The organism is Caulobacter sp. 17J80-11 (assembly GCF_014349105.1).
Lineage (GTDB): Bacteria > Pseudomonadota > Alphaproteobacteria > Caulobacterales > Caulobacteraceae > 17J80-11.
Genome location: NZ_JACSJI010000012.1, coordinates 20,165 through 46,577, shown reverse-complemented (window position 1 = coordinate 46,577; position 26,413 = coordinate 20,165). Strand labels below are relative to the sequence as shown.

24 protein-coding genes are annotated in these 26,413 nt (G+C 71.6%); 10 read left to right on the top strand and 14 right to left on the bottom strand.

What is annotated here, in order from left to right; genetic code table 11:
* Window positions 1–214 precede the first annotated feature (214 nt).
* The 8 genes from H8B08_RS13130 (at window position 215) to H8B08_RS13095 (ending at window position 7,727) form a co-directional block, all read left to right on the top strand.
* Window positions 215–1,288, top strand: a complete 1,074-nt coding sequence (locus H8B08_RS13130) for an SDR family NAD(P)-dependent oxidoreductase (protein WP_187450647.1) — start codon at window positions 215–217, stop codon at window positions 1,286–1,288.
* A gap of 47 nt (window positions 1,289–1,335) precedes the next feature.
* The gene (locus H8B08_RS13125) at window positions 1,336–2,439 is read left to right on the top strand and encodes a glycosyltransferase family 4 protein (RefSeq protein ID WP_370545472.1); all 1,104 of its coding nucleotides are present in this window, start codon (window positions 1,336–1,338) and stop codon (window positions 2,437–2,439) included.
* Entirely contained in the window at window positions 2,436–3,548 is a 1,113-nt protein-coding gene (locus tag H8B08_RS13120) for a glycosyltransferase (protein WP_187450646.1), read from the top strand. The genes H8B08_RS13125 and H8B08_RS13120 overlap by 4 nt, the downstream gene beginning before the upstream one ends.
* A complete protein-coding gene (locus tag H8B08_RS13115) occupies window positions 3,549–4,646 on the top strand; it encodes a glycosyltransferase (RefSeq protein ID WP_187450645.1) in 1,098 nt (365 codons plus the stop codon). It abuts the gene before it with no gap.
* Window positions 4,643–5,752, top strand: coding sequence for a glycosyltransferase (locus tag H8B08_RS13110; RefSeq protein ID WP_187450644.1), 1,110 nt, complete (start codon window positions 4,643–4,645; stop codon window positions 5,750–5,752). Before H8B08_RS13115 ends, H8B08_RS13110 begins: the two co-directional genes overlap by 4 nt.
* 58 nt (window positions 5,753–5,810) lie before the next feature.
* Entirely contained in the window at window positions 5,811–6,401 is a 591-nt protein-coding gene (locus H8B08_RS13105; protein ID WP_187450643.1) for a DUF1003 domain-containing protein, read from the top strand.
* Window positions 6,402–6,553: 152 nt separating this feature from the next.
* Window positions 6,554–6,739 (top strand): hypothetical protein, encoded by a 186-nt coding sequence (locus H8B08_RS13100; protein WP_187450642.1) that lies wholly within the window; start codon window positions 6,554–6,556, stop codon window positions 6,737–6,739.
* Between the two features lies 1 nt (window position 6,740).
* Window positions 6,741–7,727: a GNAT family N-acetyltransferase gene (locus H8B08_RS13095; protein WP_187450641.1), complete on the top strand. Its 987-nt coding sequence runs from the start codon at window positions 6,741–6,743 to the stop codon at window positions 7,725–7,727.
* Here the strand turns inward: H8B08_RS13095 and H8B08_RS13090 are convergent.
* Genes H8B08_RS13090 through H8B08_RS13080 form a run of 3 tightly spaced genes read right to left on the bottom strand, consistent with a single transcriptional unit; the run spans window position 7,714 to window position 10,392 of the window.
* Window positions 7,714–8,523 (bottom strand): hypothetical protein, encoded by an 810-nt coding sequence (locus H8B08_RS13090; protein WP_187450640.1) that lies wholly within the window; start codon window positions 8,521–8,523, stop codon window positions 7,714–7,716. The genes H8B08_RS13095 and H8B08_RS13090 overlap by 14 nt on opposite strands.
* Window positions 8,513–9,559 (bottom strand): glycosyltransferase, encoded by a 1,047-nt coding sequence (locus tag H8B08_RS13085; RefSeq protein ID WP_187450639.1) that lies wholly within the window; start codon window positions 9,557–9,559, stop codon window positions 8,513–8,515. The genes H8B08_RS13090 and H8B08_RS13085 overlap by 11 nt, the downstream gene beginning before the upstream one ends.
* Window positions 9,556–10,392, bottom strand: coding sequence for a PIG-L family deacetylase (locus H8B08_RS13080; RefSeq protein WP_187450638.1), 837 nt, complete (start codon window positions 10,390–10,392; stop codon window positions 9,556–9,558). Before H8B08_RS13080 ends, H8B08_RS13085 begins: the two co-directional genes overlap by 4 nt.
* Window positions 10,393–10,536: 144 nt before the next feature.
* Between H8B08_RS13080 and H8B08_RS13075 the strand changes: the two genes are divergently transcribed.
* Entirely contained in the window at window positions 10,537–11,928 is a 1,392-nt protein-coding gene (locus tag H8B08_RS13075) for a phosphomannomutase/phosphoglucomutase (RefSeq protein ID WP_187450637.1), read from the top strand.
* Here the strand turns inward: H8B08_RS13075 and H8B08_RS13070 are convergent.
* Both H8B08_RS13070 and H8B08_RS13065 read right to left on the bottom strand, forming a co-directional pair.
* Window positions 11,925–12,656 (bottom strand): sugar phosphate nucleotidyltransferase, encoded by a 732-nt coding sequence (locus H8B08_RS13070; RefSeq protein ID WP_187450636.1) that lies wholly within the window; start codon window positions 12,654–12,656, stop codon window positions 11,925–11,927. The two genes, H8B08_RS13075 and H8B08_RS13070, sit on opposite strands and share 4 nt — an antisense overlap.
* 3 nt (window positions 12,657–12,659) lie before the next feature.
* Window positions 12,660–13,760: a glycosyltransferase gene (locus H8B08_RS13065; RefSeq protein ID WP_187450635.1), complete on the bottom strand. Its 1,101-nt coding sequence runs from the start codon at window positions 13,758–13,760 to the stop codon at window positions 12,660–12,662.
* Between the two features lie 123 nt (window positions 13,761–13,883).
* On the opposite strand from H8B08_RS13065, the gene H8B08_RS13060 reads away from it, so the two are divergent.
* Entirely contained in the window at window positions 13,884–14,771 is an 888-nt protein-coding gene (locus H8B08_RS13060; RefSeq protein WP_187450634.1) for a DUF6807 family protein, read from the top strand.
* Between the two features lie 16 nt (window positions 14,772–14,787).
* Here the strand turns inward: H8B08_RS13060 and map are convergent, their stop codons facing one another.
* From map to uxaC, 9 genes are all read right to left on the bottom strand, one after another.
* Complete coding sequence (map, locus tag H8B08_RS13055) at window positions 14,788–15,558, bottom strand: type I methionyl aminopeptidase (RefSeq protein ID WP_187450633.1); 771 nt, start codon at window positions 15,556–15,558, stop codon at window positions 14,788–14,790.
* Window positions 15,555–15,767 (bottom strand): ParD-like family protein, encoded by a 213-nt coding sequence (locus tag H8B08_RS13050; RefSeq protein WP_187450632.1) that lies wholly within the window; start codon window positions 15,765–15,767, stop codon window positions 15,555–15,557. Before H8B08_RS13050 ends, map begins: the two co-directional genes overlap by 4 nt.
* Before the next feature lie 113 nt (window positions 15,768–15,880).
* Window positions 15,881–16,138: a helix-turn-helix domain-containing protein gene (locus tag H8B08_RS13045; protein ID WP_163260607.1), complete on the bottom strand. Its 258-nt coding sequence runs from the start codon at window positions 16,136–16,138 to the stop codon at window positions 15,881–15,883.
* 10 nt (window positions 16,139–16,148) lie between these two features.
* On the bottom strand, window positions 16,149–17,174 hold the full coding sequence (locus tag H8B08_RS13040) for a sugar kinase (protein ID WP_187450631.1): 1,026 nt from the start codon (window positions 17,172–17,174) through the stop codon (window positions 16,149–16,151).
* Window positions 17,175–17,284: 110 nt separating this feature from the next.
* Window positions 17,285–20,284, bottom strand: a complete 3,000-nt coding sequence (locus tag H8B08_RS13035; protein WP_187450630.1) for a TonB-dependent receptor — start codon at window positions 20,282–20,284, stop codon at window positions 17,285–17,287.
* Window positions 20,285–20,527: 243 nt separating this feature from the next.
* Complete coding sequence (gene ppc, locus H8B08_RS13030) at window positions 20,528–23,143, bottom strand: phosphoenolpyruvate carboxylase (protein ID WP_370545470.1); 2,616 nt, start codon at window positions 23,141–23,143, stop codon at window positions 20,528–20,530.
* Window positions 23,144–23,208: 65 nt separating this feature from the next.
* Window positions 23,209–23,964, bottom strand: a complete 756-nt coding sequence (kduD, locus tag H8B08_RS13025; RefSeq protein ID WP_187450628.1) for a 2-dehydro-3-deoxy-D-gluconate 5-dehydrogenase KduD — start codon at window positions 23,962–23,964, stop codon at window positions 23,209–23,211.
* An 8-nt stretch (window positions 23,965–23,972) separates the two neighbouring features.
* Complete coding sequence (gene kduI / locus H8B08_RS13020; RefSeq protein ID WP_187450627.1) at window positions 23,973–24,821, bottom strand: 5-dehydro-4-deoxy-D-glucuronate isomerase; 849 nt, start codon at window positions 24,819–24,821, stop codon at window positions 23,973–23,975.
* 11 nt (window positions 24,822–24,832) lie between these two features.
* A complete protein-coding gene (gene uxaC / locus H8B08_RS13015) occupies window positions 24,833–26,284 on the bottom strand; it encodes a glucuronate isomerase (protein ID WP_187450626.1) in 1,452 nt (483 codons plus the stop codon).
* Between the last annotated feature and the right edge of the window lie 129 nt (window positions 26,285–26,413).

The window sequence follows — 26,413 nt, the reverse complement described above, 5'->3', positions numbered from 1 at the left end:
CTTCGCCAGAGTTTTGTTCCGAAATCCCCGATTAAGACGCCGACTAACCTTCGCAGAAAAGCAGAAAGACGCTGAGTTCGAAACCTTACAAAGCAAAGCCGGGAGGAACTTTCTAGAAGATGCTCGCGTTCGCCCCTCCGGACCGCCGCCGCAGAGCGACGGCCAGTGCAATCAGCAGCCCGCGTACCGCCGCGGGCGGGTCGGGAGGACTTGCATGGATCGCCTCACTCGGCCGGTGTTGGTCACCGGGGGCGCGGGCTTCATCGGATCGAACCTGAGCGACAGGCTGGCCCGCGAGGGCCATGACGTCCTGGTGTTCGACAACCTGGGCCGCCCGGGAGTGGAGCTGAACCTGGCCGACCTGCAGGCCAGGCATCCGAACCGCGTGCGGGTGCGGGTCGGCGACCTGCGCGACCCCGACGCCGTCGACCAGGCCGTGGCCCAGGCGGGCGCGATCTTCCACTTCGCCGCCCAGGTGGCGGTGACCACCAGCCTCGAGGATCCGGAGACCGACTTCGACGTCAACCTGGCCGGAACGGTGGGCCTGCTGGAGGCGGTGCGCCGTCACGGCGGGCGAACGCCGGTGATGTTCGCCAGCACCAACAAGGTCTACGGCGACCTGGCCGACCTGGTGCTGGAGTCCCGACCCGACGGCTACGCGCCGCTTGATCCGCGCCTGCGCGAGCGCGGCGTGGGCGAGGACCGGCCGCTGAACTTCCACACCCCTTACGGCTGCTCCAAGGGGGCGGCCGACCAGTACGTGCTGGACTACGCCCGCAGCTACGACCTGCCGGCCTGCGTGCTGCGCATGAGCTGCATCTACGGCCCCCGCCAGATGGGCGCCGAGGAACAGGGCTGGGTCGCGCATTTCCTCAAGCAGGCGCTGGCCGGCCGGCCGATCCGCATCTTCGGCGACGGGCGCCAGGTGCGCGACGTGCTGGACGTCTCCGACGCGGTCGACGCCTGGATCTCCGCCTGGCGGCGGATCGATCGGGTGAAGGGCCGCGCCTTCAACCTGGGCGGCGGGCCGGTCAACGCCGTCAGCCTGCGCCAGGTGATCGACCATATCGAGACCCTGCTGGGCCGCTCCGTCGAGGTCGAATTCCTGGACTGGCGGCCCGGCGACCAGCGCTGGTTCGTCAGCGACCCCAGCGCCGCGCGGCTGGCCCTGGGCCTGCCCGAGCCGACCCCGTGGCGCGACGGCCTGGCCGGCCTTGCCGAGTGGCTGCGAGGGCGGGAGCCGGACGACGCGGACCTGCCCCTCGCGATCGGAGGCGCCGCCCGATGACCCAGCGCACCCCCGCGCGTCAGTATCTCCAATCCGGCGGAGGCGGCGTGAACACTCCCGTACCGAACCGCGTGCTAATGACCGCCGACGCCGTCGGCGGGGTCTGGACCTACGCGCTCGACCTGGCGCGCGCGTTGGGCGAGGCCGGCGCGACCACCGTGCTGGCCGTGCTGGGGCCCGCGCCCACCGAGGATCAGGCCAGCGCCGCGCGCGCCGTGCCGGGTTTGGTCATGCTGGACACCGGACTGCCGCTCGACTGGACCGCCACCACGTCCGCCGACCTGCGCGAAGCGGGGCAGGCCCTGGCGGCGCTGGCCCGCGAACGGGCGGTGGACCTCGTGCACCTGAACAGCCCGGCGCTCGCCGCCGAGGCCGAATTCGCCGCCCCGGTGGTCGGCGCCTGCCACTCGTGCCTGGCCACCTGGTGGGACGCGGTGCGCCAGGGCCCGCCGCCGGTCGACTTCGCCTGGCGCATCGCCGCCCAGGGCGCCGGCTACCGCGCCTGCGCCGCCCTGGTGGCCCCGACCAAGGCCTTCGCCGACGCCACCGCCCGCGCCTACGGCGTGGCGGCGCCGACCGTGGTCCGCAACGGTCGCGCGCCGTGCGCCCGGCCGGCCGCCAAGGCCGACCACCGCTTCGTCATCGCGTCGGGGCGGCTGTGGGACGACGCCAAGGGCGCGGCCGTGCTGAACGCCGCCGCGGCGCTGACCCCCGCCCCGGTGTTCGCGGCAGGGCCGCTGCAGGGTCCGACCGGCGGCGAGGCGCAGTTGCAGCGGCTGCGCACCCTGGGCCGGCTGGATCCGGACGAGCTGGCCGGCTGGCTGGCCGGCGCGCCGGTGTTCGCCTCGGCCGCCCTCTACGAGCCGTTCGGCCTGGGCGTGCTGGAGGCGGCCCAGGCGGGCTGCGCCCTGGTGCTGTCCGACATCCCCACCCACCGCGAGCTGTGGGACGAGGCGGCGCGGTTCGTGCCGCCGGGCGACGCCCGCGCGCTCGCCGACGCGCTGCAGGAGGTGCTGGACGACCCGGAGCTGGCCGCCGAGCTCCGGGCCGCCGCGCAGGTCCGCGCGGCCGATTACACGGTCGAGGCGATGAGCGCGGGCGTGCTGGAGGTCTATCGCCAGGTTCTGGGCGCCGGGAGGGCCGCAGCGTGAAGATCGTCTACTTCACCCACTCCCTGGCCTCCTGCTGGAACCACGGCAACGCCCACTTCCTGCGCGGCGTGCTGCGCGAGCTGATCCGTCGCGGCCACCAGGTCGAGGCCTATGAGCCGAAGGGCGCCTGGAGCCGGGCCAACCTGCTGGCCGACCACGGCGAGGCGGGACTGGAGGCTTATCGCGCCGCCTATCCGGAGCTGTCCTCGACCATCTACGGGCCGGTGTTCGATCCGGAAGACGTCTGTGACGGGGCGGATCTGGTGATCGTGCACGAGTGGAACGATCCCGCCCTGGTCGCCGCGGTCGGCCAGGTGAAGCGGCGCGGCGGGCGCTTCACCCTGCTGTTCCACGACACTCACCACCGCGCGGTCAGCAACCCGGAGGCGATCGGCATGTTCGACCTCTCCGGCTACGACGGGGTGCTGGCCTTCGGCGAAAGCCTGGCCGAGGTCTACCGCCGCCAGGGCTGGGACGGCCGCACCTTCACCTGGCACGAGGCGGCCGACACCGCCCTGTTCCGCCCGCCAGAACACGCGGGCGAGCGAGCCGGCCTGGTCTGGATCGGAAATTGGGGCGACGGGGAACGAACGGCGGAGCTCGAAGCTTATCTGTTCGCTCCGGCCAAGGCGGCCGGCCTGCCGCTGGAGGTCTACGGAGTGCGCTATCCGGACGAGGCGCAGGCGACGCTCTCGAATTACGGCGTCGCCTGGCGGGGATGGTTGCCCAACGCCCGCGCGCCGGAAGTGTTCGCCCGCAGCCTGGCCACGGTGCACGTCCCGCGCCGCTTCTACGCCGAGTCCTTGCCCGGCATCCCGACCATTCGCGTGTTCGAGGCCCTGGCCTGCGGCGTACCGCTGGTCAGCGCCCCCTGGGAGGACAGCGAGGCGCTGTTCCGCCCGGACGACTACCTCAGCGTACGCGACGGGGCCGAGGCCGCCGACGCGCTGCGCAGCCTGCGCGACGATCCCGACCTGCGCGCCGGCCTGGCCGCGCGCGGGCTGGAGACCGTGCGCGCCCGCCACACCTGCGCCCACCGCGTCGACGAGCTCATGGCCATCACCGAGCGCCTGACCGCGTCGACCCCGACCGTCGAGGAGCCCGCCTGAATGAAGCTCGCCTTCTACGGATCGAGCCTGTTGTCCGCGTACTGGAACGGCGCGGCCACCTATTACCGCGGCCTGCTGTCCGAACTGGCCGCCCGCGGCTGGAGCGCCACCTTCTACGAACCCGACGCCTTCGACCGACAGGCGCATCGCGACATCGACCCGCCGCCCTGGGCCGAGGTGGTGGTCTATCCCGCCACCCGTGAAGGCGTGCGCGCGGTCACCGCCGAAGCGGCCGAGGCCGACGTGGTCATCAAGGCCAGCGGCGTGGGCGTGTTCGACGAGGAGCTGCTGGACCAGGTGCTGGCCGCGGCGCGCCCGGACGCGGTGCGGATCTTCTGGGATGTCGACGCGCCGGCCACCCTGGCCGAGATGCGGGCCGATCCCGACCACCCGCTGCGTCGCCGGCTGGGCGACCTCGACCTGGTGCTGACCTACGGCGGCGGCCCGCCGGTGGTGAAGGCCTATGAAGAGCTGGGCGCGCGGCTGTGCCGGCCGATCTACAACGCCCTGACTCCGTCCGAGCACCGCCCGGTGGCGCCGGACCCGCGCTTCGCCGCCGACCTGAACTTCCTGGCCAACCGCCTGCCTGACCGCGAGGCGCGGGTGGAGGCCTTCTTCCTGGCCGCCGCCGCCCTGTCGCCCGAGCGCCGCTTCCTGCTGGCCGGGGCCGGCTGGGAAGACAAGGTGGTGCCGGCCAACGTCACCCGCCTGGGCCACCTCGGCACCGCCGACCACAACGCCTTCAACGCCTCGGCGCTCGCCGTGCTGAACGTGGCGCGCGACAGCATGGCCGAGGTCGGCTGGTCGCCGGCCACCCGGGTGTTCGAGGCGTCGGGGGCCGGCGCCTGCCTGATCACCGACGCCTGGGAAGGGCTGGAGCACTTCCTGACGCCGGACCGCGAGGTGCTGATCGCCCGCGACGGCGCGGACGTGATCGAGCACCTGCGCGAGCTCACGCCGCTGCGCGCCCGCGCGGTCGGCCGGGCGGCGCGGCGGCGGATCCTGACCGAGCACACCTACGCCAAGCGCGCGGCCGAGGCCGACGCTCTCCTGAAATACGCCCACGAGGCCAGACGAGAACGGAGCGTCCACGCGTGACCGGAGCCCCCCTCGACATCGTCGTCTTCGGCCTGAGCCTGTCCTCTTCCTGGGGCAACGGCCACGCCACCACCTGGCGGGCCCTGCTGAAGGCCTTCGCCGCCCGCGGGCACGAGGTGCTGTTCCTGGAGCGCGAGGCGCCCTGGTACGCCGCCCATCGCGACCTGGAGGCCCCGGACTGGGGCGAGCTGGCCTTCTATTCGGACCTGAGCCAGCTGGAGGCCTGGCGCGAGCGGGTGGCCAACGCCGACGCGGTGATCGTCGGCTCCTACGTGCCCGACGGCGCGGCGGTCGGGCGCTGGGTCCAGCGCACCGCCAAGGGCGCCCCCTGCTTCTACGACATCGACACGCCGGTCACCCTGGCCAAGCTGGAGCGCGGCGAAGCCGACTACCTGACGCCGGACCTGATCCCCGGCTATCGGCGCTACTTCTCCTTCACCGGCGGCCCGACGCTCGAACGGCTGGAACGGCGCTACGGCTCGCCGGCGGCGCGGGCGCTGTACTGCTCGGCCGACGAGGAGATCTACCGCCCGACCCCCGCCCCGGCCCGCTGGGACCTGAGCTACATCGGCACCTACAGCGCCGATCGCCAGCCGCTGGTCGAGGCGCTGCTTGTCGAGCCGGCCCGGCGCGCCCCGGCGCTGCGCTGCGTGGTCGCCGGCCCGCAGTATCCCCCGGACCTCGACTGGCCCGACAACGTGCAGCTGATCCGCCACGTGCCGCCGGCCGACCACCCGGCCTTCTACGCCGCCAGCCGCTACACCCTGAACCTGACCCGCCGCGACATGGCCCGGGCCGGCTGGAGCCCCAGCGTGCGCCTGTTCGAGGCGGCCGCCTGCGGCACGCCGATCATCTCCGACACCTGGGAGGGGCTGGACGACCTGTTCACCCCGGGCGAGGACATCTTCACCGCCCGCACCGCCGACGACGTTCTGGACGCCCTGCTGTCGACCGAGGACGTCCGTCAGCGGGTCGGCGCGCACGGTCGCAAGCGCATCCTCGACGCCCACACCGCCGCCCACCGCGCCTACACGCTCGAGGTCGAACTGCGGGCGGCGGCGGCCCAGCCGCAGGCGGCCCCGGCCCAGGTGCTGAAGCTGGCCTGACCGCCGGGAACGCACGCGCGGCCCGCCCGTTCGCCAATGGCCTCTCGCCGGGAAGGCCATGTCGAGCGAAGACGTTCCTCCACGCCCCGAGCTGACCCGCTCGCCCGACCTCGCGTCGATCCTGCACCGCAACATCGGGGTTCTGCACGAGCGCCGGCGGCGCGAGGCGGCGTCGGAGTCGCGCGAGACGCGGCTCGCGCGCGCGATCACCGACTTCACCGGCAGCATGGCGTTCGTCTACGTGCACCTGGCCATGTGCGGCGCGTGGATCGTCGTGAACCTCGGCTGGGTGCCGGGACTGCCGCGGTTCGATCCCACCTTCGTGATCCTGGCCATGGTCGCCTCGGTGGAGGCGATCTTCCTGTCCACCTTCGTGCTGATCTCCCAGAACCGCATGATGGCCGACGCGGAACGTCGCAACGAACTCGACCTGCAGATCAATCTCTTGGCCGAGCACGAGATCACCCGCCTGATCGCCCTGGTGACCGACATCGCCGACAAGCTCGGGATCGAAGCCGCGCGCGATCCCGAACTGCGCGAGTTGAGCCGCGACGTGGCGCCTGAAGCGGTGCTGGACGAGATTTCCAGCGAGCAGGACCACGACCACGAGGCCGCGCGCCGATCGCCGCCGCCCAGCCCGCCGTCATGATCCGCCTAGCCTGTGGCCTCCTCCCGAGGTCGAGGCCGCCGGGGCCTTCGTCAACCGCTGGACCAAGCCGCCCTGCGCTCACCGCCTGATCCCGCACGGACCCGCTCGAACCCCGCTCTCCGGCGCCAGTTGAGGGACCGGAGAGAGACGCCATGGGCATTCAGAACAACAACGAACACCAGCACCTCAGTCCGGGCGACGCCGCGCCGGAAGGGACCCCGGGCACCGGCGAAGACCTCTGCCGCGCCTGCCGCGGCACCGGCCGGCTGCCGCTGGGCGATCCCTGCCCGACCTGCGAGGGCACCGGCATCGTCATCGAGGGGATCGGCGGCGGCTGAGGTGGGCCTTCAGGTCGAGGAGATCCGCACGCTGGACGGTCTGGCCGCGCTGGAGCCCGAGTGGCGCGCGCTGTGGGAGCGCCTGCCCGACGCCGGCCCCTTCCAGTCGCCCGCCTGGCTCCTGCCCTGGACCGAACGGTTCGGGACGTCAGGCCTGTGGGTGCTGGCCCTGCGCGGCGGCGACGGCCGGCTGGACGGGGTCGCCCCCTTCTTCATCTACGCCGACCCGCAGTCCGGGGCCCGGCAGGCGACCCTGCTCGGCAACGGCGTGAGCGATCGGCTGGACGCGCCGGGGGCCTGCGGACAGACGGTGTTCGAGCACCTGGCCCGGCGCTCGGACCTGTGGGACGCCTGCGATTTCCGCGACCTGCCGACAGGCTCGGCCCTGCTCGAACCGGCCGCCCTCGCGGGCTGGCGCGACACGGTCGAGGCCGAAGAGCCCGCGCCCGGCCTTCTCCTGCCGGACACCACCGACGCTCTGATCTCCGGCCTCACCAAGCGCCTGCGGGGCAACCTGTCCAACGCCCGACGCCGGGCCAAGCGCCTGGGCACAGTGAACGTCACCACCGCCACCGAGGCGACGCTGGCGGAAGACTTCGACACCCTGCTGCGCCTGCACGCGGCCCGCTGGGCCGGCGAAAGCGGCGCGGGCCTGTCCGACCCGCAGGTCCAGGACTTTCACCGGGCGGTCGCCCGCGCCTTCCTGGCCGAGGGGTGGCTACGCCTCTACCTGCTGCAGATCGACGGCCGGGCGGCGGCCGCGTTCTACGGCTTCCAGCTCCGCGGCCGGGCCTACGCCTACATCGGCGGCTTCGATCCCGAGTTCGCCGAGGCCAGCCCTGGCGCCCTGATCATGCGTCACGCGATCGAGCAGGCCGTGCGCGAGGGCTGCGTCTCCTTCGAATTCCTGCGCGGCCGCGAGCCCTACAAGTACGCATGGGGCGCGGTGGACCAGCCACAGTACCGCCGGCGGCTCATGCGGCGCTAAGGCCGGCGCGGCGGCGCATTTCGGGCAGCAGGTCGCGCCAGTGCTCCAGCCGCACCTCGGTGGCCGGGCGGTCGTACCACCGCCACGGCAGGTCGCGCGCGTTCAGCCCCACGAAGTGCGCGCCGCAGCGGCCGGGCTGAGGCTGATGCGGATGGAAGGGCGAGCAGATGCTGACCTCCTCGGTGGTCACCACCAGCGGCGGCCGGTCCAACGACAGGGCGGCGATCTGCAGGCCCTGCTCGTCCAGCTCGGAGTGCAGCACCTCGGGCTTCATCGCCAGCACCCGGCCCAGCGCTTCGCCCAGGTCGAACCCCGGCGGGGTGCCGCGGATGCCGGAATTGCGCGGCTCGGGCCCGCACAGGTCGGCGAAGCGGCCGTGCGCGGGCTTCACGTCGGCGGCGATGACCCGCGCGTGCGGATCGCCTTCCTCGAGCCAGCGCCGGACCGCCTCCGGCGCCTCCCAGAGGATGACGTCGTTGTCGAGCGCCAGTTCGTGCCGGTCGGGAAAGACGTGGAGCGGCGCGAACTTCCAGGCCGTGCCCTCGGCCATGCCGGCCCCGAGGTAGGGCGCGAGCACGTCGGGCGGGAGCTTCGGCGCGGAGAGCCAGGCGACCTCGTCCGGCACGTCGCCGGTGCGCCGGGCCGCCTCGGCCGGGCTCATGCCGTTGACCACCACCGCATAGGCGGTCTCGCGTCCGAACAGGCGCACGGCGCTGGCTACGGAGATCTGCAGGGCCTCGAAGCCCGCCGGGCTGACGTCGCCTATCGTCCAGCGCACGCCGAGCCTAGCCGGCACGAACCCGCTCCGCGGCGAGACGGCGGTAGAGGGCCAGGTAGGCGTCCGTCATGGCGCGGGCCGAGAAGCGCGCGCGGGCGGTCTCGCGGCAGTCGTCCGGATCCAGGTCGTCGACCCGGTTCAGCGCCTGGGCCATGTCGTGGACGTCCTTGACCAGAAAGCCGGTCCGGCCGTGCTCGACCACCTCAGGCAAGGCGCCGCGGGGGAAGGCGATCACCGGCGTGCCGGCGGCCAGCGCCTCGCGCGCGACAAGCGAGGAGGTCTCCTCACACAGGCTGGGGACCAGCAGACAGCGCGCCGCGGCGAGCAGTCGGCGCTTGTAGGCGCCCGCAACCGGCCCGGCCCAGCGGCGGGCGCGGTCCAGCCGTGGCGCGATCTCCTGCTCGAAGTAGGCGCGGTGAGCGGCGTAGGGAAACACCTCGCCGGCCAGCACCATCGGCCGGCCCGCGGCCTTGGCGGCGTCCAGCGCCAGGTGGAACCCCTTCTCCGGGCAGATCCGCCCAAGCGCGAAGGCGAAGCCGCGCTTGCGGTCGGGCGAGAAGGCGTCGACCTCCACGCCGTTCTCGATCGGAGGCAGCATGCGCGCGTCCACCGTGTCGCCGGCCTGCCGACGCGAAACCGGCACCAGCCAGGTGTTGGGCCGCACGGGCCTGAGCGCCGCCGGCGCATACCAGTCGAGCGGCAGGTGCAGGGTGGCCACCACCGGCGGCCCGGCCTCGGGCAAATAGGCGTCGAAGTCGATCCCGTGCAGGTGGACGACATCGGGACGCACCTCCGCGACAGCCTCGGCCAGGATCGCGCGCAAACGCTCGTGCACGGCGCGCCGCGCCGCCCCGTCGACCTCGCCCTTCACGCGGGGCAGCGGAATGAGCTCGCCGGCCGGCTGCGAGCCCTCGACGGCCACAACGACCGAGCGTCCGCCCGCCTCGACCACCGCCCGGTCCAGCCGGGTCAGGATCTGCTCGGCTCCGCCGACCGGGTCGGGGCCGACCGGGGCGAAGGGATAGGCGACGCTGAGGACGGTGGGACCGGTCATGGCGCGAGCTCCAGGTCGGCCAGCGCCGCGCGCGCATGGCCCCGCCAGACCTCGCCCGTGATGGCCCAGCCGAACTCGTCGTAGAGGCAGCCGCCCGGCGGCGGCGGGCGGGTGAAGTCGTAGTCGGGCGCGCTCCGCCAGCGCTCCACGCCCTGCGGAAACCAGGCGGCCACGTCGCCTTGCGTACGAAAGGCCGCCAGCGCCCGAGCCTTGCGCCGCCGGTCGTCCGTCGAGAGCACCGCCAGCGTCTCCGGCCGCCCCGGATCTGCGTGGAAAGCTCCCGCGACCCGGCCCTGCGGACCGCGGTGGTAGGAGGCGAACTCGTAGCGTCGGGGCGCCGCCCGTCCGGCCCGGGCCAGCAGGCGCACGGCGGCGGCCGCCGCAAAGGCGGCGGCGTCGTGGTCCGGGTGGCCGCCTTCGTAGGGATGGGTGAACACCGCCTCCCGGTCGGCGAGGTCTTCCGCGAGCCGCCGGGCCAGCTCGGCGAGGCGGCGCACCGTGGTCTGGTCGGACACGTCGTAGGCCCGGCGCTCGGGCTCGGCGCCGGCCGCTTCGAGGGCGGCGTCCAGTTCGCGCCGGCGCGCTTCGGCGTAAGCCGGGGGGCAATCAAAGCCCGCGCGCCGCGCGTCGGCGCCGTCCAGCGGCGCGCCGTCGGTCAAATGGATGATCCGGAGGTCCGGCATGCGGTCCAGCCGGCCGCCCAGGCCCAGGATCTCGTCGTCGGGATGGGCGGCGACCAGGGCGATCCGGTCGGCCACGACCGCCCCGGCGGCGAGCCGGTCGAGCAGGCTGTCGGAGGATGCGGCTGGTTCGAGCCGGGCGGGACGCGTCACGGGAAACCTCTGGCGGCGCCGGCTCACAAGAAGCGGGCGGCCGTGACGGTTCCGGCGCCGTGTTCCGGAACTCGCGTCGCGCGCCTGAGGTTGGCGGCCCGACCCCGGCGGCGGCTGTTCCCGCGCGTACGGTGCGGAGGCGTCATGGACGATCGCGCGGCGGCCCCCTTCCCATCCCGAACGGCCCGGATCGCGCCGGAGGCGGTGCGCGCCTACGACGTACGCGGCGTGGTCGACCGGCACTTCGGCGAAGCGGAAGCGCAGGCGCTGGGGCGCTCCTACGCGCAGGCCGCGCGCGAACTGGGCCTGGTGCGGATCGGCGTGGCGCGCGACGGGCGCACCTCGTCGCCCAGGCTGGAACGGGCGCTGGTCGCCGGTCTGGTCGAGGGCGGGATGGAGGTCGAGCGCGTGGGCCTGGGGCCGACGCCCATGCTGGCCTTCGCGGTGCACGCACGCGGCCTGGACGGCGGGGTGATGGTCACCGCCTCGCACAACCCGGCCGAGGAGAACGGCTTCAAGCTGATGATGGGCGGCGAGCGGGTGCACGGCTCGGCGCTCAAGGCCCTGGTCGCCAAGCCCGGCCGCGAAGCGCCGGGCGGCCGCGCCTGCGAGGCCGAGGTGATGCCGGCCTATGTCGCGGCTCTCCTGGAAGCCGCCGCGGCGGTGCGCCCGCTGAAGGTCGCGTGGGATTGCGGCAACGGCTCGACCGGGCCGGCCGTCCAGCGGCTGGTCGCGCGGCTGCCCGGCGAGCACCGGGTGATCCACGCCGAGGTGGACGGGCGGTTTCCCAACCATCATCCGGACCCAGCGGTGGAGGCCAACCTGGCCGACCTGGCCGAGCTGGTCGTGCGCGAGGGCTGCGACCTTGGGCTGGCCTTCGACGGCGACGGCGACCGCATCGGCGTGGTCGACGCCAAGGGCCGGACGGTGTGGGCCGACCAGCTCTTGCTGTTCCTGGCGCAGGACCTGCTCGCGGGCCGGCCGGGCGCGACGGTGGTCGCCGACGTCAAGTGCAGCCGGGTGGTGTTCGACGGCGTGGCGCGCGCGGGCGGTCGGGCCGAGATGGCGCCATCCGGTTATGTGCTGGTGCGCGAGGCCATGCGCCGCCACGGCGCGGCCCTGGCCGGCGAGCTGAGCGGCCACGTGTTCTTCGGCGCCGACTGGAACGGGGTCGACGACGCGCTCTACGCCGCCGTGCGGGTGCTCGTCGCCGTCTCGCAGGGCCGCGACCTGACCGCCTTCCGCGACGGCCTGCCGCCGGCCTTCTCCACGCCGGAGCTGCGCCTGCCCTGCCCCGAGCCGCGCAAGGCGGCGGTGGTGGCCGCGGTGGCCGCGCGCCTGAACGGGGCCGGCGCGGAGGTCGACCCGGCGCTGGGCCTGCGCATCGACACCGCCGACGGCTGGTGGCTGCTACGCGCCTCAGGCACCGAGGCCAAGCTGACCTGCCGCTGCGAAGCTGACAGCCCGGAAGGCCTGGAACGAGTGCGCGCGGAGCTGGCGGGGCACCTGGCGGCGTGTGGGATGACCCTGAGCTAGGCCTCCTGAGTGTCCGACAGCAAACTAAGCGCCTCGCGGTATCCATGCAGGGTGCCGACGTCGACGTAGCGGGCGCCGGCGGGGACGCCGACCGCCTCGCCGCCGCCGGCGATCCAGGCGTTGATCAGGCCGCCGAAGTATTCGTCCTCGCGGTCGCGCTCCAGCCACAGGGCGTGCAGGGCGTGGAACACCCGTCCGGGCATCTTGAAGGCGCCCCAGACCCAGCGGGTCTGGGCGTCGGGCGACTTCACCTGGATCTCGCGCACCCGCCCGTCGGCGTCGGTCAGCACCGCGTCGAAGTTCTCGGGCCGGTCGACCGGGAACAGCAGGAAGGCCAGGCGGTCGTCGGGCAGGCGCGCCAGAGCGTCCTCCGGGAACCAGACGGTGTCGGGCAGGCCCACCGCCACCGGCTCGTCCGGATGGATCAGCGGCAGGGCCCGGAACACCGCGTCGCACAGGCCCGCCGGCGCGGGCTGGACCACATAGGCGAGATCGAGCTGGCCAACCCGGGCGCCGTAGTAGCGCAGGATGTCGGTCTTGCCCGGCGCGATGACGAAGCAGACCTTGGTCGCCCCGCCCCGCTCCAGGCGGTCCAGCAGGTATTCGCTGGCGGCGCGGGGGCGCTCGGCGGCGCCCTCGCGGCGCACGCCGACGGGCAGCAGCTCCTTGGAGAAGGCCAGCGGCTGGATGCGGGTGCCCTGGCCGGCGGCGGGAACGATGCCCCACATGCTCTAAAGCCCCCTCGCCAGGCCGGTCTCGGCCGCCGGCCCGGTGGTGCGCGACGACAGCAGGGTCAACAGCTCATGCGCTCGGCGGCTGGAGGTGTGCTCGTCCAGCACCCGTTCGCGGGCGCGGCGCCCGACCTTGGCCAGCTCGGTCTCGCCCAGGTCCAGCGCGGCCAGGGCGTCGTCGGCGTCGTTCGCGATCAGGATCTCCCGCCCCGGCGTGAAGAAGCTGTCCAGCCCCTCCCAGGCGTCGCTCAGCACCGGCGTGCCGCAGGCGGCCGCCTCGAACAGCCGCCCCGACGGGCACCAGCCCATGGCCGCCATGTCGCGACGCGTGGCGTTCAGGGTCAGGGCCGAGGAGGAAAAGAAGGCCGCGTGGTCCGGCGGGGCGACGTGGTCCATGAACCAGATATTGTCCGACCACGGAAAGTCGGCGCCGTAGCCCGAGCCGCCCAGCACGAAACGCAGGTCGGGCCGGCGCTGGGCCGGCTCGGCGAACAGGGTCTTCACCGTCGCCTGGCGGTCGCCGGCGAAGGTGCCCAGGTAGGACAGCGCGCAGCGGAAGCGCTCGCGCGGCGCGGTCGGCCGGTGGGTCTGGGGGTCGACGTGGCCGTACAGCGGCGCGGTGCGGCGCGCGCCCAGCCGCCGCTTGAGCTCGGTCAGGGCCCGCCCCCCGGTGTAGCTCAGCACCAGGTCGAAAGCGTCCAGGCCTTGCGCGGGCAGGTAGTCGACCGCCTCCCCGGCCTCCAGGCGCGAGAGGGTGACCGGGGTGTCCATGTCGTAGAACAGGGCCTGCACCGCCCGCTCGCAGACCAGGTCCGACGCCGCCCGCGCGTCGGGGCAATACGACGTGACCATCGCCGCGTCGGCGTCGCGCACGTGCCGCTCGGCCAGGCCCCGCACGCTGTCCCAGTCGGAATAGAGGATCAGCTCGGCCCCGGGCGGCTCGGCCAGGTCGCGGTGCTGGGCGTACCAGGAAACGTCGCGCTCGAAGAACACCACCTTGCAGCCGCGCGCGGCCAGGGCGCGGACCAGCCCCCGCCACAATGTGGCGTGGCCGTTGCCCCAGGACGAACTGATGGTCAGGCCGAAAACGACAAGCTTCATGCGCGACTCCCGTCCGAGAACAGGCGAGACCGGGGCGCGAGTTCCGCGTCTCGTGAGGGCTGGCTCCCGCCGCGCGAACGGCTATGCTGAAAATGACACCGGTTACCGCGCGAGATGCCGCCCATGCGCCCAAAGAGCTTCATCGCCGCCCTGCTCGCGGCCTCCGCCCTGTTCGCCGCCCCGGCTTGGGCCGGCGGCCCGCTGCATGCGGAGATCGGGCCGTCGGGCGTGCAGATCCTGGACGAGGCGCAACCGGTGCTGTTCTACCGCACCGCCCCGGTCGATGCGGCGGCCGAGCCCTGGCGGCTGAACTACGTCCAGCCGCTGTACGCGCCCGACGGCACGGTGCTGACCGAGGACCGGCCGGCCGACCACCTGCACCAGCGCGGCGTCTACTGGGCCTGGCGGCGGATCCTGAAGGACGGCGTCCAGATCGGCGACACCTGGGTGATGAAGGACGTCACCTTCCAGTCCAAGGGCGTGGAGTACGCGCCCCAGCCGGACGGCTCGGTGCGGCTGACCGTGAAGACCGACTGGGTTTCGACCGCCGGCGGCGAACACACCCTGCTGTTCGCCGAGACCACCGTGGTCACCGTGCCGAAGCTGAAGAAGGGCGCGCGCAAGCTGGCCTTCGACACCACCCTGACCGCGCTTCAGCCCGGCCTGGCGCTGGCCGGCACCGACGACGAGAAGGAGTACAGCGGCTTCTCGGTGCGCTTCGTGCACAACGACAAGCTGAGCTTCGCTTCCGACGGCAAGGCGGTCGAGCCGACCAACGCCGTGCTGGCCGCCGGCGAGGCCCTGACCTTCGCCTGGCCGAAAGAAGAGGGCCTGCCGAACTGGAAGGTCACCCTCGCCTGTCGCGCCCAGGGCGCGCCGTTGAACAGGTGGGTGCTGCGCCGCGAGCTCAGCATGCAGACCTGCGCCTTCCCCGGCCGCACGCCCTACGCCGTGCCGGTCGACCGGCCGCTGCGGCTGCAAGCGGAGCTGACGATCGCGCCGGCGGGGTGAGCGGGGGCGCACCCGCCTACGCCGCCGCCCTGCCCTCCTCCGGCCGCAGGGTCAGAACGCGCACGCCGTCGCGGGTGACCGCGACCGTGTGTTCGAACTGGGCGGAGAGCTTTCCGTCGCTGGTGACCACCGTCCAGCCGTCGTCTTCGGTGCGGACCGCGCGGCGGCCCTGGTTCAGCATGGGTTCGATGGTGAAGACCATGCCCTCGCGCAGGGTGAGGCCCGTGCCCGGCCGTCCGAAGTGCAGCACCTGCGGCGCCTCGTGCATCTCGCGCCCGATGCCGTGGCCGCAGTAGTCGCGCACGACCGAATAGCCGTTGCGCTTGGCGTGGCGCTCGACGGCATGGCCGATGTCGCCCAGCTTCGCGCCCGGGCGCACGGCGCGGATGCCCTGCCACATGGCCTCGTAGGTGGCGCGGACCAGCCGCCGGGCCACGGGGGCCACGTCGCCGATCAGGTAGGTCTTGCTGGAGTCGGCGATGAAGCCGTGCTTCTCCAGCGTGATGTCGAAGTTGACGATGTCGCCGTCCCGCAGGACCTCGTCTGCGGACGGCACGCCGTGGCAGACGACCTCGTTGCACGAACTGTTCAGCACGAAGCCGTAGCCGTACTGGCCCTTGCTGGCCGGCCGGGCGCCCAGCCGCCCGACGATGAAGGCCTCGACCAGGTCGTTGACCTGCAGCGTGCTCAGGCCCGCCAGCGGCAGGGCGTCGAGGTGCGCGAACACCGAGGCCAGCAGGCGCCCCGCGTCGGCCATCAGCTCGACCTCGGCCGGGGTCTTGGTCATGGGACGGCCGGCGCGAGATCCGGCGCGTCGACGCCGGCCGCCTTCAGCTCGCGCGCGACCAGCTCCTGGAAGGTGAGCTCCGGGTTCAGCTCGCAGAGCATGCCGATCCTGATCCAGAACGCCGCCTGGCCGTTGATCGACCGGTAGGACGCCTTGCTGGCCCGGCGCAGCTGCTCGTGCAGCTCGTCCTCGATGTTCACGATGCCCACGGGCCGCCCTCGAATATACGAAACGTATATTCGACATATAGCCGCGCTCCGGGCGCGACAAGGGGCGACGCGTTCGCGGCAGGAAGCCGGTCAGGCGGCGGTCCCCTGCGCGATCAGATCTCGATTTCGCGGGGCAGCCTGGCGACCACGCGGGCCAGCAGTTCGGACTCGTCGTAGCCGAGCGCGCGCGAGACGGCGCAGAACTCCAGCACGTCGAGGCGGCGGCCGCGGCGTTCGACCTTGGCGATGAAGGACTTCACCTTGGCGAGCCGCGACGCCAGCTCGGCCTGGCTGACCTTCTTGGCGCGCCTTGCGGCGACCAGGTCCTCGATGAGGAGGCGGTAGGCGTCGGTGAATACGGACTTGGGCATGGGGAAGTGCTCAGCGCCGGACGTCGAGGCCGCCGCCGGCGAGGAGCGCCTCGACCTCGGCGGCGCCGACCAGATTGAAATCGCCGGGGACGGCGTGCTTCAGGCAACCGGCCGCGACCCCGAAGTCGAGGGCGGCGCGGTCGTCCATCCCCGACAGCAGGCCGTGCATCAGGCCGGCCGCGAAGGCGTCGCCGCCGCCGATGCGGTCGACCACGCCGGTCAGGTGGAAGGATCCGGTACGCACCTCCCCGCCCCCGCGGGTGAACATGACGCCCGACAGCTCGTGGTGGTCGACGCCGTGGGTGGTCCGGAAGGTCGAGGCCATGCGCCGCAGATGCGGGAAGGCGTCGAAGGCGGCCTCGGCGGCGGCTCTCCGGCGCGCGGCCGCGTCCTCGTCGGTGAAGGCGCGGCCCAGCACCAGCGCGATGTCGCGGTCGTCGACGAAGGCGAGGTCGGCGCCCGACATCAGCTCCTTCAGCACCGCCGGCCCGTCGCCCTTCCACGCGGCCCAGAGCTTGGCGCGGTAGTTGCCGTCGAAGGAGACCTTCACGCCCTGGCGACGGGCGGCGGCCACGGCGTTCAGCGCCGCGGCGGCGGAGTTCGGACCGACCGCCGGCGTCACGCCCGACAGGTGCAGCCATTGAACACCAGCCAGCTCGCGGTCCCAGTCGATCAGGTCGGCCGGGGCCTCGGCGAAGGCCGAGCCCGCACGGTCGTAGGTGATTTCGGCCGGGCGCAGCACCGCGCCGGGCTGGAGGAAGTAGAGGCCCATGCGCCCCTCGGCGAAGCGCAGGCCGGAGACATCCACGCCATAGCGGCGCAGTTCGTCCAGAGCGGCGCGGCCCAGGGCGTTGTCGGGCAGCACGCTGGCGACCCCGGCGCGCCAGCCGAAGCGGGCCAGGGACACCGCCAGGTTCGCCTCCGCTCCTCCGAAGCAGACCTCCAGCCGCTTGGACTGGAGCAGAAGCTCGGCTCCCGGCGCCGTGAGGCGGATCAGCACCTCGCCGAAGCAGACGACGTCTCGGGACGGGTTCACGCGAAGCGCTCCTCGAAAGAACGGCCCAGACTGACGGGCCGCGGGCAAAAAGTAAGGGGCGTCAGGACGAACCCGACGCCCCCTCTCGTTTCAGGAGGAAACGGGTACGCTTAGTACTTGTAACGGAAGCCGAAGTAGTACTGGCGACCGGTGTGGTGATAGACGGACGTGCTTTCGCGCGTTTCGTCGCCCACCCACTGGGCGTTGAACTCGTCGGTCAGGTTCAGACCTTCGAACGTCACGGTGAAGTTGTCGGTGAACCGATACGAAGCCGACACGTCGACGTTGAAGGTGCCCTGCTTGCCTTCCAGGGAGTTGTTGTTACGCCCAGGAACGTTCTGCAGATAACCTTCGCGGGACGCCGCCGAGACGCGCGCGCTGAGCTTGTCGGTCTCGTAATACAGCGTCGCGTTGTAGGATTCCGGCGACAGGCTGGCCATGTCGTTGGTGATGACGGTCGTGCAGAGCGCGTTGGCGCAGTAGTCGATCTCGGACTCGACGTGCGTGTAGTTCAGTTGCACGCCCAGGCCGTCGAACGGGCCCGGCAGGAAGGTGAACGGCTGCTGGAAGCTGATCTCGTAGCCCTTCAGCGGCCCGCCTTCGGTGTTGAAGGCCGTGGTGTACTGGAAGGTCGAGTTGGCGGAGCACTTGGCCGGGTCGCCCGGGATCGGCCCCGGGCAGAACGCCGGGTCGAACGCGACCGGATCGATCGTGCTCAGCTGGGAGTACAGCAGGTCCTGGCGCTGCAGTTGGATGTAGGAGTCGATGTCCTTGTAGAACAGCGCCACCGAGAAGAGCGATTCCGGCGCGAAGTACCACTCGAAGCTGAGGTCGAGGGTGTTGGCGCGGAACGGCTCCAGCTCCACGTTGCCCTTGCTGGCGGTGTAGGTCGTGCCGGTGGTGGCCAGCGAGGTGGTCGGCACCAGGTAGTTGGTCCCGGCCAGGGTGTTGCCGATCTGCGGGCGCGCCATGACCTTCGCGGCGCCGAAGCGGACCACGATGTCGTCGGTCACGTCCAGGGCCAGGTTCAGCGACGGCAGGGTGTCGGTGTAGTCGTGCTTGCCCCACACCAGGGTGCCGCCGCCCTGCGAGCTGTAGCCCTCGGCGTAGATCTCGGTCTTCGCCTGGCGAATGCCGAAGTTGCCGCGCAGGCCCATGTCCCAGATCGGCAGGTCGGTGCGGAAGTCGACCTGGACGTAGGCGGCGAGGTCCTTCTCCTCGACGGAGCGGTTGCCGCCGCGGGCGTTGCCGTTGGTGATGCTGGTCAGGCGGAAGTCGCCGCCCGGCACGCCGGTGTCGCAGTTACAATAGATATTGTAGAGGTCCGCGATCGCGTTGAGGTCAGGACGCAGCCACGCCGTGTCGATGCCGGACGGCGCGCCCAGGTTGCGGCCGAAGCCGGTCAGCACGTTCGAGATGTCGGCCAGGGTCGTGCCGGCCGGCAGCGCCGGCACGGAGGTCTCCAGGGTCCGGCGGAAGTCGTACGAGTCCGACTGGAAGGTCTTGTAGTTCACGCCGGTCTTCAGCGTGACGTTGTCCTCGACATCCCAGGCCAGGTCGAACTGGGCGGTGCGGAAGGTGGTCTTCACCCCGTTCGGACGCAGGCGGATTTCCGAGGTCGGCAGGGCGGTGGCCGGCGCGCCGGCGCCGATCCACGACCAGGCGGTCGGATCGGTGACGTCGAAGCCGTAGTCGATCAGCGGCAGGTTGCTGTTCTGCCGGTAATCCCACGAATAGCCGTCGGTGTTCGTCCGGTCGAAGGTGACCGTGGTCTGGATCGGGTTGCTGAAGTCCGACACCGCCTGGCCGACATAGGCCTTGGCGTGCAGGCTGTCGGTGAAGTCGTGCTCCAGCGACAGGGTGTGCTGGGTGAACTCGGTCGACAGCTCGTCGTAGCGGGACTCCGAGCGCACGTCGACATTGTCGAACAGGCCGTAGACCAGCATGCCGTTGTCGACCGCGGCGTCCAGCACGTTGATCTGGGTCTTGCCGCCGGCCGAGGCGTTACGGCTGAACGACAGGGCCTCGAGGAAGTCTTCCTGACGGGTGGCGTCGAGCTTCGAATACAGCAGCTCGTAGCTGATCAGGGTGGAGTCGGCCGGGCGCCACTGCAGGGCGCCGGTGACGCCGAGGCGATCCTGCGAGTGGGTCAGACGCCCGTAACGCGGCAGGCGCGGGTGGAACACCGGCGACGCCGTGGTGCCGGTGGCCAGATCGTAGATCGCCTGGTTGCCGGGGGTGTTCGCCAGACGCGGGTTGCCGGTGGAGCAGTTGGTGGCGCTGGCCCCGTTGGAGCTGCCGGTCGGGTTGATCGGCACGTGGCCGACGGGGCTGCAGAAGCCGCCGCTGCTGGGACCGTTGTCCCAACGCACCGAGCTGTAACCCTCTTCGATCAGGTTGCGCTTGCCGTAGGCCACCGACAGCAGGGCGCCGAACTTGCCGTCCGCGAAGCGGTCGCTGATCAGGAAGGCCAGGCGCGGGTCGTATTCCTGCGACAGGTCGTTGTAGCCGTACTGGGCCGACCCGGCCATGGTGAAGTCTTTGTAGTCGAACGGACGCGAGGTCTGCAGGTCGACCGTAGCGCCGAGCGAGCCCTCTTCGGTCTCGGCCGCGGCGGTCTTCGAGATCTTGATGCTGTTGAAGAGATCCGACGCGAAGACGTTGAAGTCGAAGCCGCGGCCGCGGTTGGCGCCGCCGGAGCTGTCGGTGCCGCCGGTGGTGGCCTGGGCCTCCATGCCGTTGATGCGGGTGCGGGTGAAGTCGGCGCTCAGGCCGCGGACGGTGATCGAACGACCTTCGCCGGCGTCACGGTCGATCGCGACGCCCGGGACGCGCTGGATCGATTCCGCCAGGTTCAGGTCGGGGAAGTCGGCGATGTCTTCGGCCATGATGGCGTCGACGACACCGGTTTCCTGGCGCTTGACGTCGATGGCCTGGCGCAGGCTGCCGCGGAAGCCGGTGACCACCACTTCTTCGACGGAGCTCTCGGCGTCGTCGGCCGGCGCGCTCTGGGCCGCGGCCGCGCCGGCCACGCCCATGGCGGCGGCGATCACGGAAACGGCGACGCCGTATCGTAGCGCGCGCGCGCGCCGCTCAGTGAACTTGGACATATAAATCCCCCCTCGCGCCCGCCGTACGTGACTCGCACGCTCGACGGATGATGTTCCCGCATCACGTCTTAGAAAGACGTCGACGCTCGTCCCTGTGCCCCGCTCGTTCTGACACCGGTGTCAATCGGCGAGGCGTGTTCTTCTGACACCGGTATCAATCACCCTAACGCTTGAGTCTGGAAAGTGGCAAGAGCGGGGCCGTCGGGAAACGACCAGACTGTCACACAACCGCCACAGATGTGATCAACCGGTGTTACGCAGGCCCGCCGCGATCCCGTTGACCGTCAGCTGCACGCCCAGCGTCACGGCGGCCGACTCGTCGCCCCGGCGCCGCCGCGCCAGCAGCTCCAGTTGCAGGCCGTTCAAGGGATCCAGCACCGCCGCCCCCAGCTCGACCGACTCGGCCAGGTGCGGCTGGTTGTCGAGCAGGCGAGTCCCGCCCCGGGCCGCCAAGGCCAGCGCGCAGGCCTCGTCGTGCTCACGCCGGATCGTGTCGAAGATGCGCCTCGACGCCTCCTGGTCCGGGAACAGAGCCGCGTAACGGGCCGCCACGTCCATGTCGCTCTGGGCCAAGGCCTGCTCCATGTTGGAGAGCAGGCCGGCGAAGAACTCCGACTCGGCGGCGAGGTCGCCCAGCCGCGCGGTGGAGAGGCCCGAGCGCCGCACCCCTGTGGCGAAGCCGTACCAGCCCGGCAGCATGAACCGCGCCTGCGACCAGCTGAACACCCAGGGGATGGCCCGCAGGTGCTCGATCCTGCGCGACGCGCTGCGCGAGGCCGGGCGGCTGCCGATCTTCAGCCCCGCGATCTCGGCGATCGGGGTAGCGCTCCAGAAGAAGTCCTCGAAGGCCGGGTCGTCGTAGACCAGCGCCCGGTAGGCGGCGAAGGATTCCTGCGCCAGGCCGGCCAGGGCGGCGGACTGGGGCGCAGGCGCCCTCCCCTCCCCGCCGCGCGTCTGCGACGCCAGGGCCACGGCGGCGACCAGGCTGTCGAGATTGCGCCGGGCGGTGGGTGCGTCGCCGAACTTCCGGGCGATCATCTCGCCCTGCTCGGTCAGGCGCACACGCCCTCGCACCGAACCCGGCGGCTGGGCCAGCATGGCCTCGGACGCGGAGCCGCCGCCGCGGCCGACCGAGCCGCCGCGGCCATGGAACAGCTGCAGCCGCACGCCGGCGTCCGCGCAGGTTTGGGCCAGGCTCGAGGCCGCCTCCCACGCCGCCCGGCGCGAGGCGACATAGCCGCCGTCTTTGTTGGAGTCGGAATAGCCGATCATCACCTCCTGCACCGCCGCCTCGCCCAGCAGCGGGCGGGCGGCAGGCAGGGCCAGCCAGTCGGCGATGACCTGCGGCCCGCGGGCCAGGTCGTCGATGGTCTCGAACAGGGGCGCGACCCGCAGCGAGGCGGCCGGCTCGGTCCCGCCGACCACCAGGCCGGCCTGCTTGAACAGCACGTAGGGCTCGAGGATGTCGGAGACGCTCTCCGACTTGGAAACGATGTAGCCGCCCAGCGCCTGCGGGCCGAACCGGCGCAGGGCCTCGGCGGCGGCGTCGAACACCTTCAGCTCGCGCTCCGTCTCGTCGGAATAGCGGGCGAAGGGTGAGCGCAGCGGCCGCTCGTGGGCCAGCTCCTGCAGCAGCAGGCGCACCCGTTCGGGCTCGTCGAGGGTGCGGTAGTCGGGTCCCGGCGACGCCTTCTGGAGCAGTTCGGCGATCACCCGCTCGTGCACGTCGGCGTTCTGGCGCAGGTCCACCGACATCAGGTGGAATCCGCAGGCGCGCGCGATCTTCAGCAGGGTCTTCAGCGCCGCCCCGACCAGCCGCTCGCCGCCGTTGGCGACCAGCGAGGCGCGCACGGTCTCCAGGTCGGCGATGAAATCCTGCGGACCGTCGTAGGAGGGGCCGGCCACCTTCTCGCCGTACAGGCGCGCGCGGGTGGCGCTCAGACGCCGCTCCATCCCGCACAGGGCGCGCCGGTAGGGCTCGTCGGCGCGGTGGACGGAGTGCTCGCCGGAGCGCTCGGCCATGACCGCGACCTCCGGCGAGACGCTGATCAGGCCCGAACAGAAGGCCAGGTCCGAGGACAGCCGGCGCACCTCGGCGGCGTAGAAGTCGAGGATCAGACCGGCCTGGCGGCGCAGCGCCCGCTCAAGCGTGTCTGCGTCGACGCCCGGGTGGCCGTCGCGGTCGCCGCCCAGCCACGAGCCCAGTCGCAGGACCACCGGCAGGTCGTCGTCCTCCAGTTCGACCGCCCAGCGCTCGTACAGCTCGACCAGGGCCGGCAGGATCGAACGGCGCACGATCGAGAGGGTGTTGCGCACCTCGTCGTCGACGGTGATGCGCTCGGGCCGCTGCAGGCGGGTCTTCCACAGGATGGCGATCTCGCGGAACAGCTCGTCCTGGATGCGGCGGTCGACGTCGCGCGGATTGTGGTGGCGACGCAGCGACAGCAGGCGCGAGATCTCGCCCTCGCGGTCCAGCACGCTGCGCCGGCGCATTTCGCTGGGATGGGCGGTCAGCACCGGGACGACGTTCAGCCGCCCTAGCGCCTCAGTGATCTCCTCGGCCGAGACGCCCTCGCCCTTCAAGGCGGCGACCGCCGCCGGCAGGGACAGCGGCCGGTCGTTCGGACCGGCTTCGAATTCGGCGTGTCGCCTGCGGCCCGCGACGTCCTCGGCGACGGCGCCCAGGATCGCATGGCAGGCGAAGGCACGGGCCAGATAGACCGCGTCCTCTGCACTGAGCTGGTCGAAGCGGGCCTCGCCCTTGGCTGCGGCCGTACGCGCCCCGTCGACCAGGGCGGCGGCGGCCTCGCCGTCGAGATAGCGGATCGCCTCGCCGAGCAGGCCGGCGAGGAGGCTCACGTTCTGGCGCACGTGACGGCTGGTCGGCGGCGCCGACGTCTCCGCCCTCGCCGCCGACAATCCGGTCAACGCGCCAACCATCCCCCGTCCACCGGCAGAATGGTTCCGTGCACGTAGTCGGCGGCGCGCGAGGCCAGGAACACCGCCGCGCCGCCCAGGTCCGAGGGGTCGCCCCAGCGGCCGGCCGGGATGCGGGCGAGGATGTCGCGATTGCGGCTCTCGTCCTTGCGCAGGGCCTCGGTGTTGTTGGTCTCGAAGTAGCCCGGCGCGATGGCGTTGACGTTGACGCCCTTGGCCGCCCACTCGTTGGCCAAAAGCTTGGTCAGGCCGGCGATGCCGCTCTTGGAGGCGGTGTAGGACGGCACGCGGATGCCGCCCTGGAAGGACAGCATCGAGGCGATGTTGATGATCTTGCCGCCGCCGTTCTTCAGCATGTGACGGGCCGCCGCCTGAGACAGGAAGAAGGCCGTCTTCAGGTTGACGTCCATCACCGCGTCCCAGTCGGCCTCGGTGAAGTCGATGGCGTCGGCGCGGCGGATGATGCCGGCGTTGTTCACCAGGATGTCGAGGCCGCCCAACGTCTCCACCGTCTCGCGCACGATGCGCTCGACCGGCTCGATAGAGCCGAGATCGGCGGAGATGGCGTGGAAGCGCCGGCCGGCGGCCTTCACCGCGGCTTCAGTGTCGGCCGGCGGCGTACGGCCGACGGCGACGACGTCGGCGCCGGCTTTCGCCAGCGCCTCCGCCACGCCCTGGCCGAGGCCGGTGTTGGCGCCGGTGACGACGGCGACCTTGCCTTCCAGGCTGAAGGGGTTGCTCACGTCCACCCTCACTTCAGCTGACAGATGTCGAGGACGCACATGTCGGTGTAGTCGAGGTTCTCGCCGCCCATCGCCCAGATGAAGGCGTAGTTCGAGGTGCCCGAACCCATGTGGATCGACCAGGGCGGGCTGATCACCGCCTCGTCGTTGGCCATGACGATGTGACGGGCCTGGTCGGGCTCGCCCATGAAGTGGAACACCCGCTCGTCGGCCTTCAGGCCGAAGTAGAAATAGACCTCCGAGCGGCGGTCGTGGAGGTGCGGCGGCATGGTGTTCCAGACGCTGCCCGGCTTCAGGATCGTCAGGCCCAGCAGCAGCTGGCAGGACTTGCAGGTGGCCGGGACGATGTACTGGTAGATGGTCCGCTCGTTGGAGGTCTCCAGCGCGCCGCGTTCCAGCGGCACCGCCTGGTCGATGGAGATCTTCACCACCTCGTAGCGGGTGTGGGCCGGGGTCGAGACCAGGTAGAACTTGGCCGGGTTGACGGCGTCGTTCGACGAGAAAGTCACCTCGGCCGAGCCCATCGGGACGTACAGGCCGTCCTTCGGCTGCAGGTCGTAGACCACGCCGTCGACGCTGACCTTGCCCGCGCCGTCACCGACATTGACCACGCCCAGCTCGCGGCGCTCCAGGAACGGCTTGCCGGCGGCCGAGGCCGGCTCGGTCTGGGCCGGCAGGCTGAGGGTCTTCGACACCGGGGCGGCGCCGCCCAGCACCATGCGCTCGTTGTGGGTGTAGTTCAGGGCGATCGCGTCGGCGGCGAACAGGCCCTCCACCAGATAGCGCGCGCGCAGGTCGTCATTGCTGGCGCCCTGCATCATGTCGGGGTGGGTGGCGTGGTAGGTCTTGTTGAACACGAAGGGACTCCTCAGGCGGCGGGCGCGAGCGCGCCGGCCGGCGACGTCTGGTCGAGCTTGTAGGCCCGTTTGGGCAGGTTGTAGGCGAGGTCGACGGCGGTTTCCGCCGCTTCCTCGACCGTCATGCGGTGTTCCGACACCAGCCGCGCCAGGAAGGCGCAGTCGACGCGGCGGGCCAGGTCGTGGCGGGCCGGGATCGACAGGAAGGCGCGGGTGTCGTCGTTGAAGCCGACCGTGTTGTAGAAGCCGGCCGTCTCGGTGGTCTGCTCGCGGAAGCGGCGCATGCCCTCCGGGCTGTCGTGGAACCACCAGGCCGGGCCCAGCTTCAGGATCGGATAGTGGCCGGCAAGCGGCGCCAGTTCGCGGGCATAGCTGGTCTCGTCGAGCGTGAAGACGATCACCGACAGCTTGGGATCGTTGCCGAACCGGTCCAGCAGCGGCTTCAGCGCGCGCACGTATTCGGTCGGCTGCGGGATGTCGGCGCCCTTGTCGCGGCCGTAGGCCTCGAACAGCAGACGGTTGTGGTTGCGGAACGAGCCCGGGTGGATCTGCATGACCAGCCCGTCGTCCAGGCTCATGCGCGCCATCTCGGTCAGCATCTGGGCCCGGAACAGCTCCGCCTCGGCGGCGGTGAAGGTCCCGGCGGTGATCTTGTGGAACAGGGCCTGCGCCTCGGCGGGGGCCAGGTCGGCGGTGGTCGCGGTCGGGTGGCCGTGGTCGGTCGAGGTCGCGCCGGCGTCGATGAAGGCGGCGCGGCGGAGGCGGTGGGCGTCCAGATAGCCGCGCCAGCTCCACACGTCCTGGCCGGTGAGCTGGGCGAAGCGCTCCATGGCGTCGCCGAACTGCTCGTGCTCGGCGTCGATCACGGGATCGGGCCGGTAGGCGGTGATCACCTTGCCGCCCCAACCGCTGTCGCGGATGGCGTGGTGGTGCTTCAGGCTTTCCTGCGGACCTTCGGTCGTCGCCAGGGCCTCGATGTTGAAGCGCTCGAACAGGGCGCGCGGGCGGAAGGCGTCGGTCGCCAGCTTTTCGCCGATGGTGTCGAAGTAGAGATCGGCCGTGGCCTCGTCCAAGGCGATCTCGAAGCCGAACACCTCGGCGAACACGTAGTTCAGCCAAAGCCACGACGGCGTGCCGCGGAACAGCTTCATGTTCGACGCGAACAGCCGCCAGGCCTCGCGCGGATCGGCGCCCGAGGGCCCGCGCTTGGAGGGCACGCGCAGTTGCTCCAGCGGCACGCCCTGGCTGTAGAGCATGCGGTAGAGGTAGTGGTCGGGGGCCAGCAGCAGGTCCGCGGCGTTGCCGAACGACTCGTTCTCGCTGAACCAGGACGGATCGGTGTGGCCGTGCGGACTGATGATCGGCAGGCCTTTCACCGCCGCATACAGCTCGCGCGCAACGGCCCGCGCCGAAGGCTCGGCCGGGAACAGGCGGTCGTCATGAAGCACGAGCGGCTTGGCCATTTTGGTGCGCTTCCGGTGTTTCCTCGCCCCTTTGGTAACCGGTGTCATTGTGATTTGTAAACGGGAAAGCGGAACGTGCTCGCGGTCTTCGCGGCCGCGCCCGAACGATCCTCCCCGGCCCGCGTTACC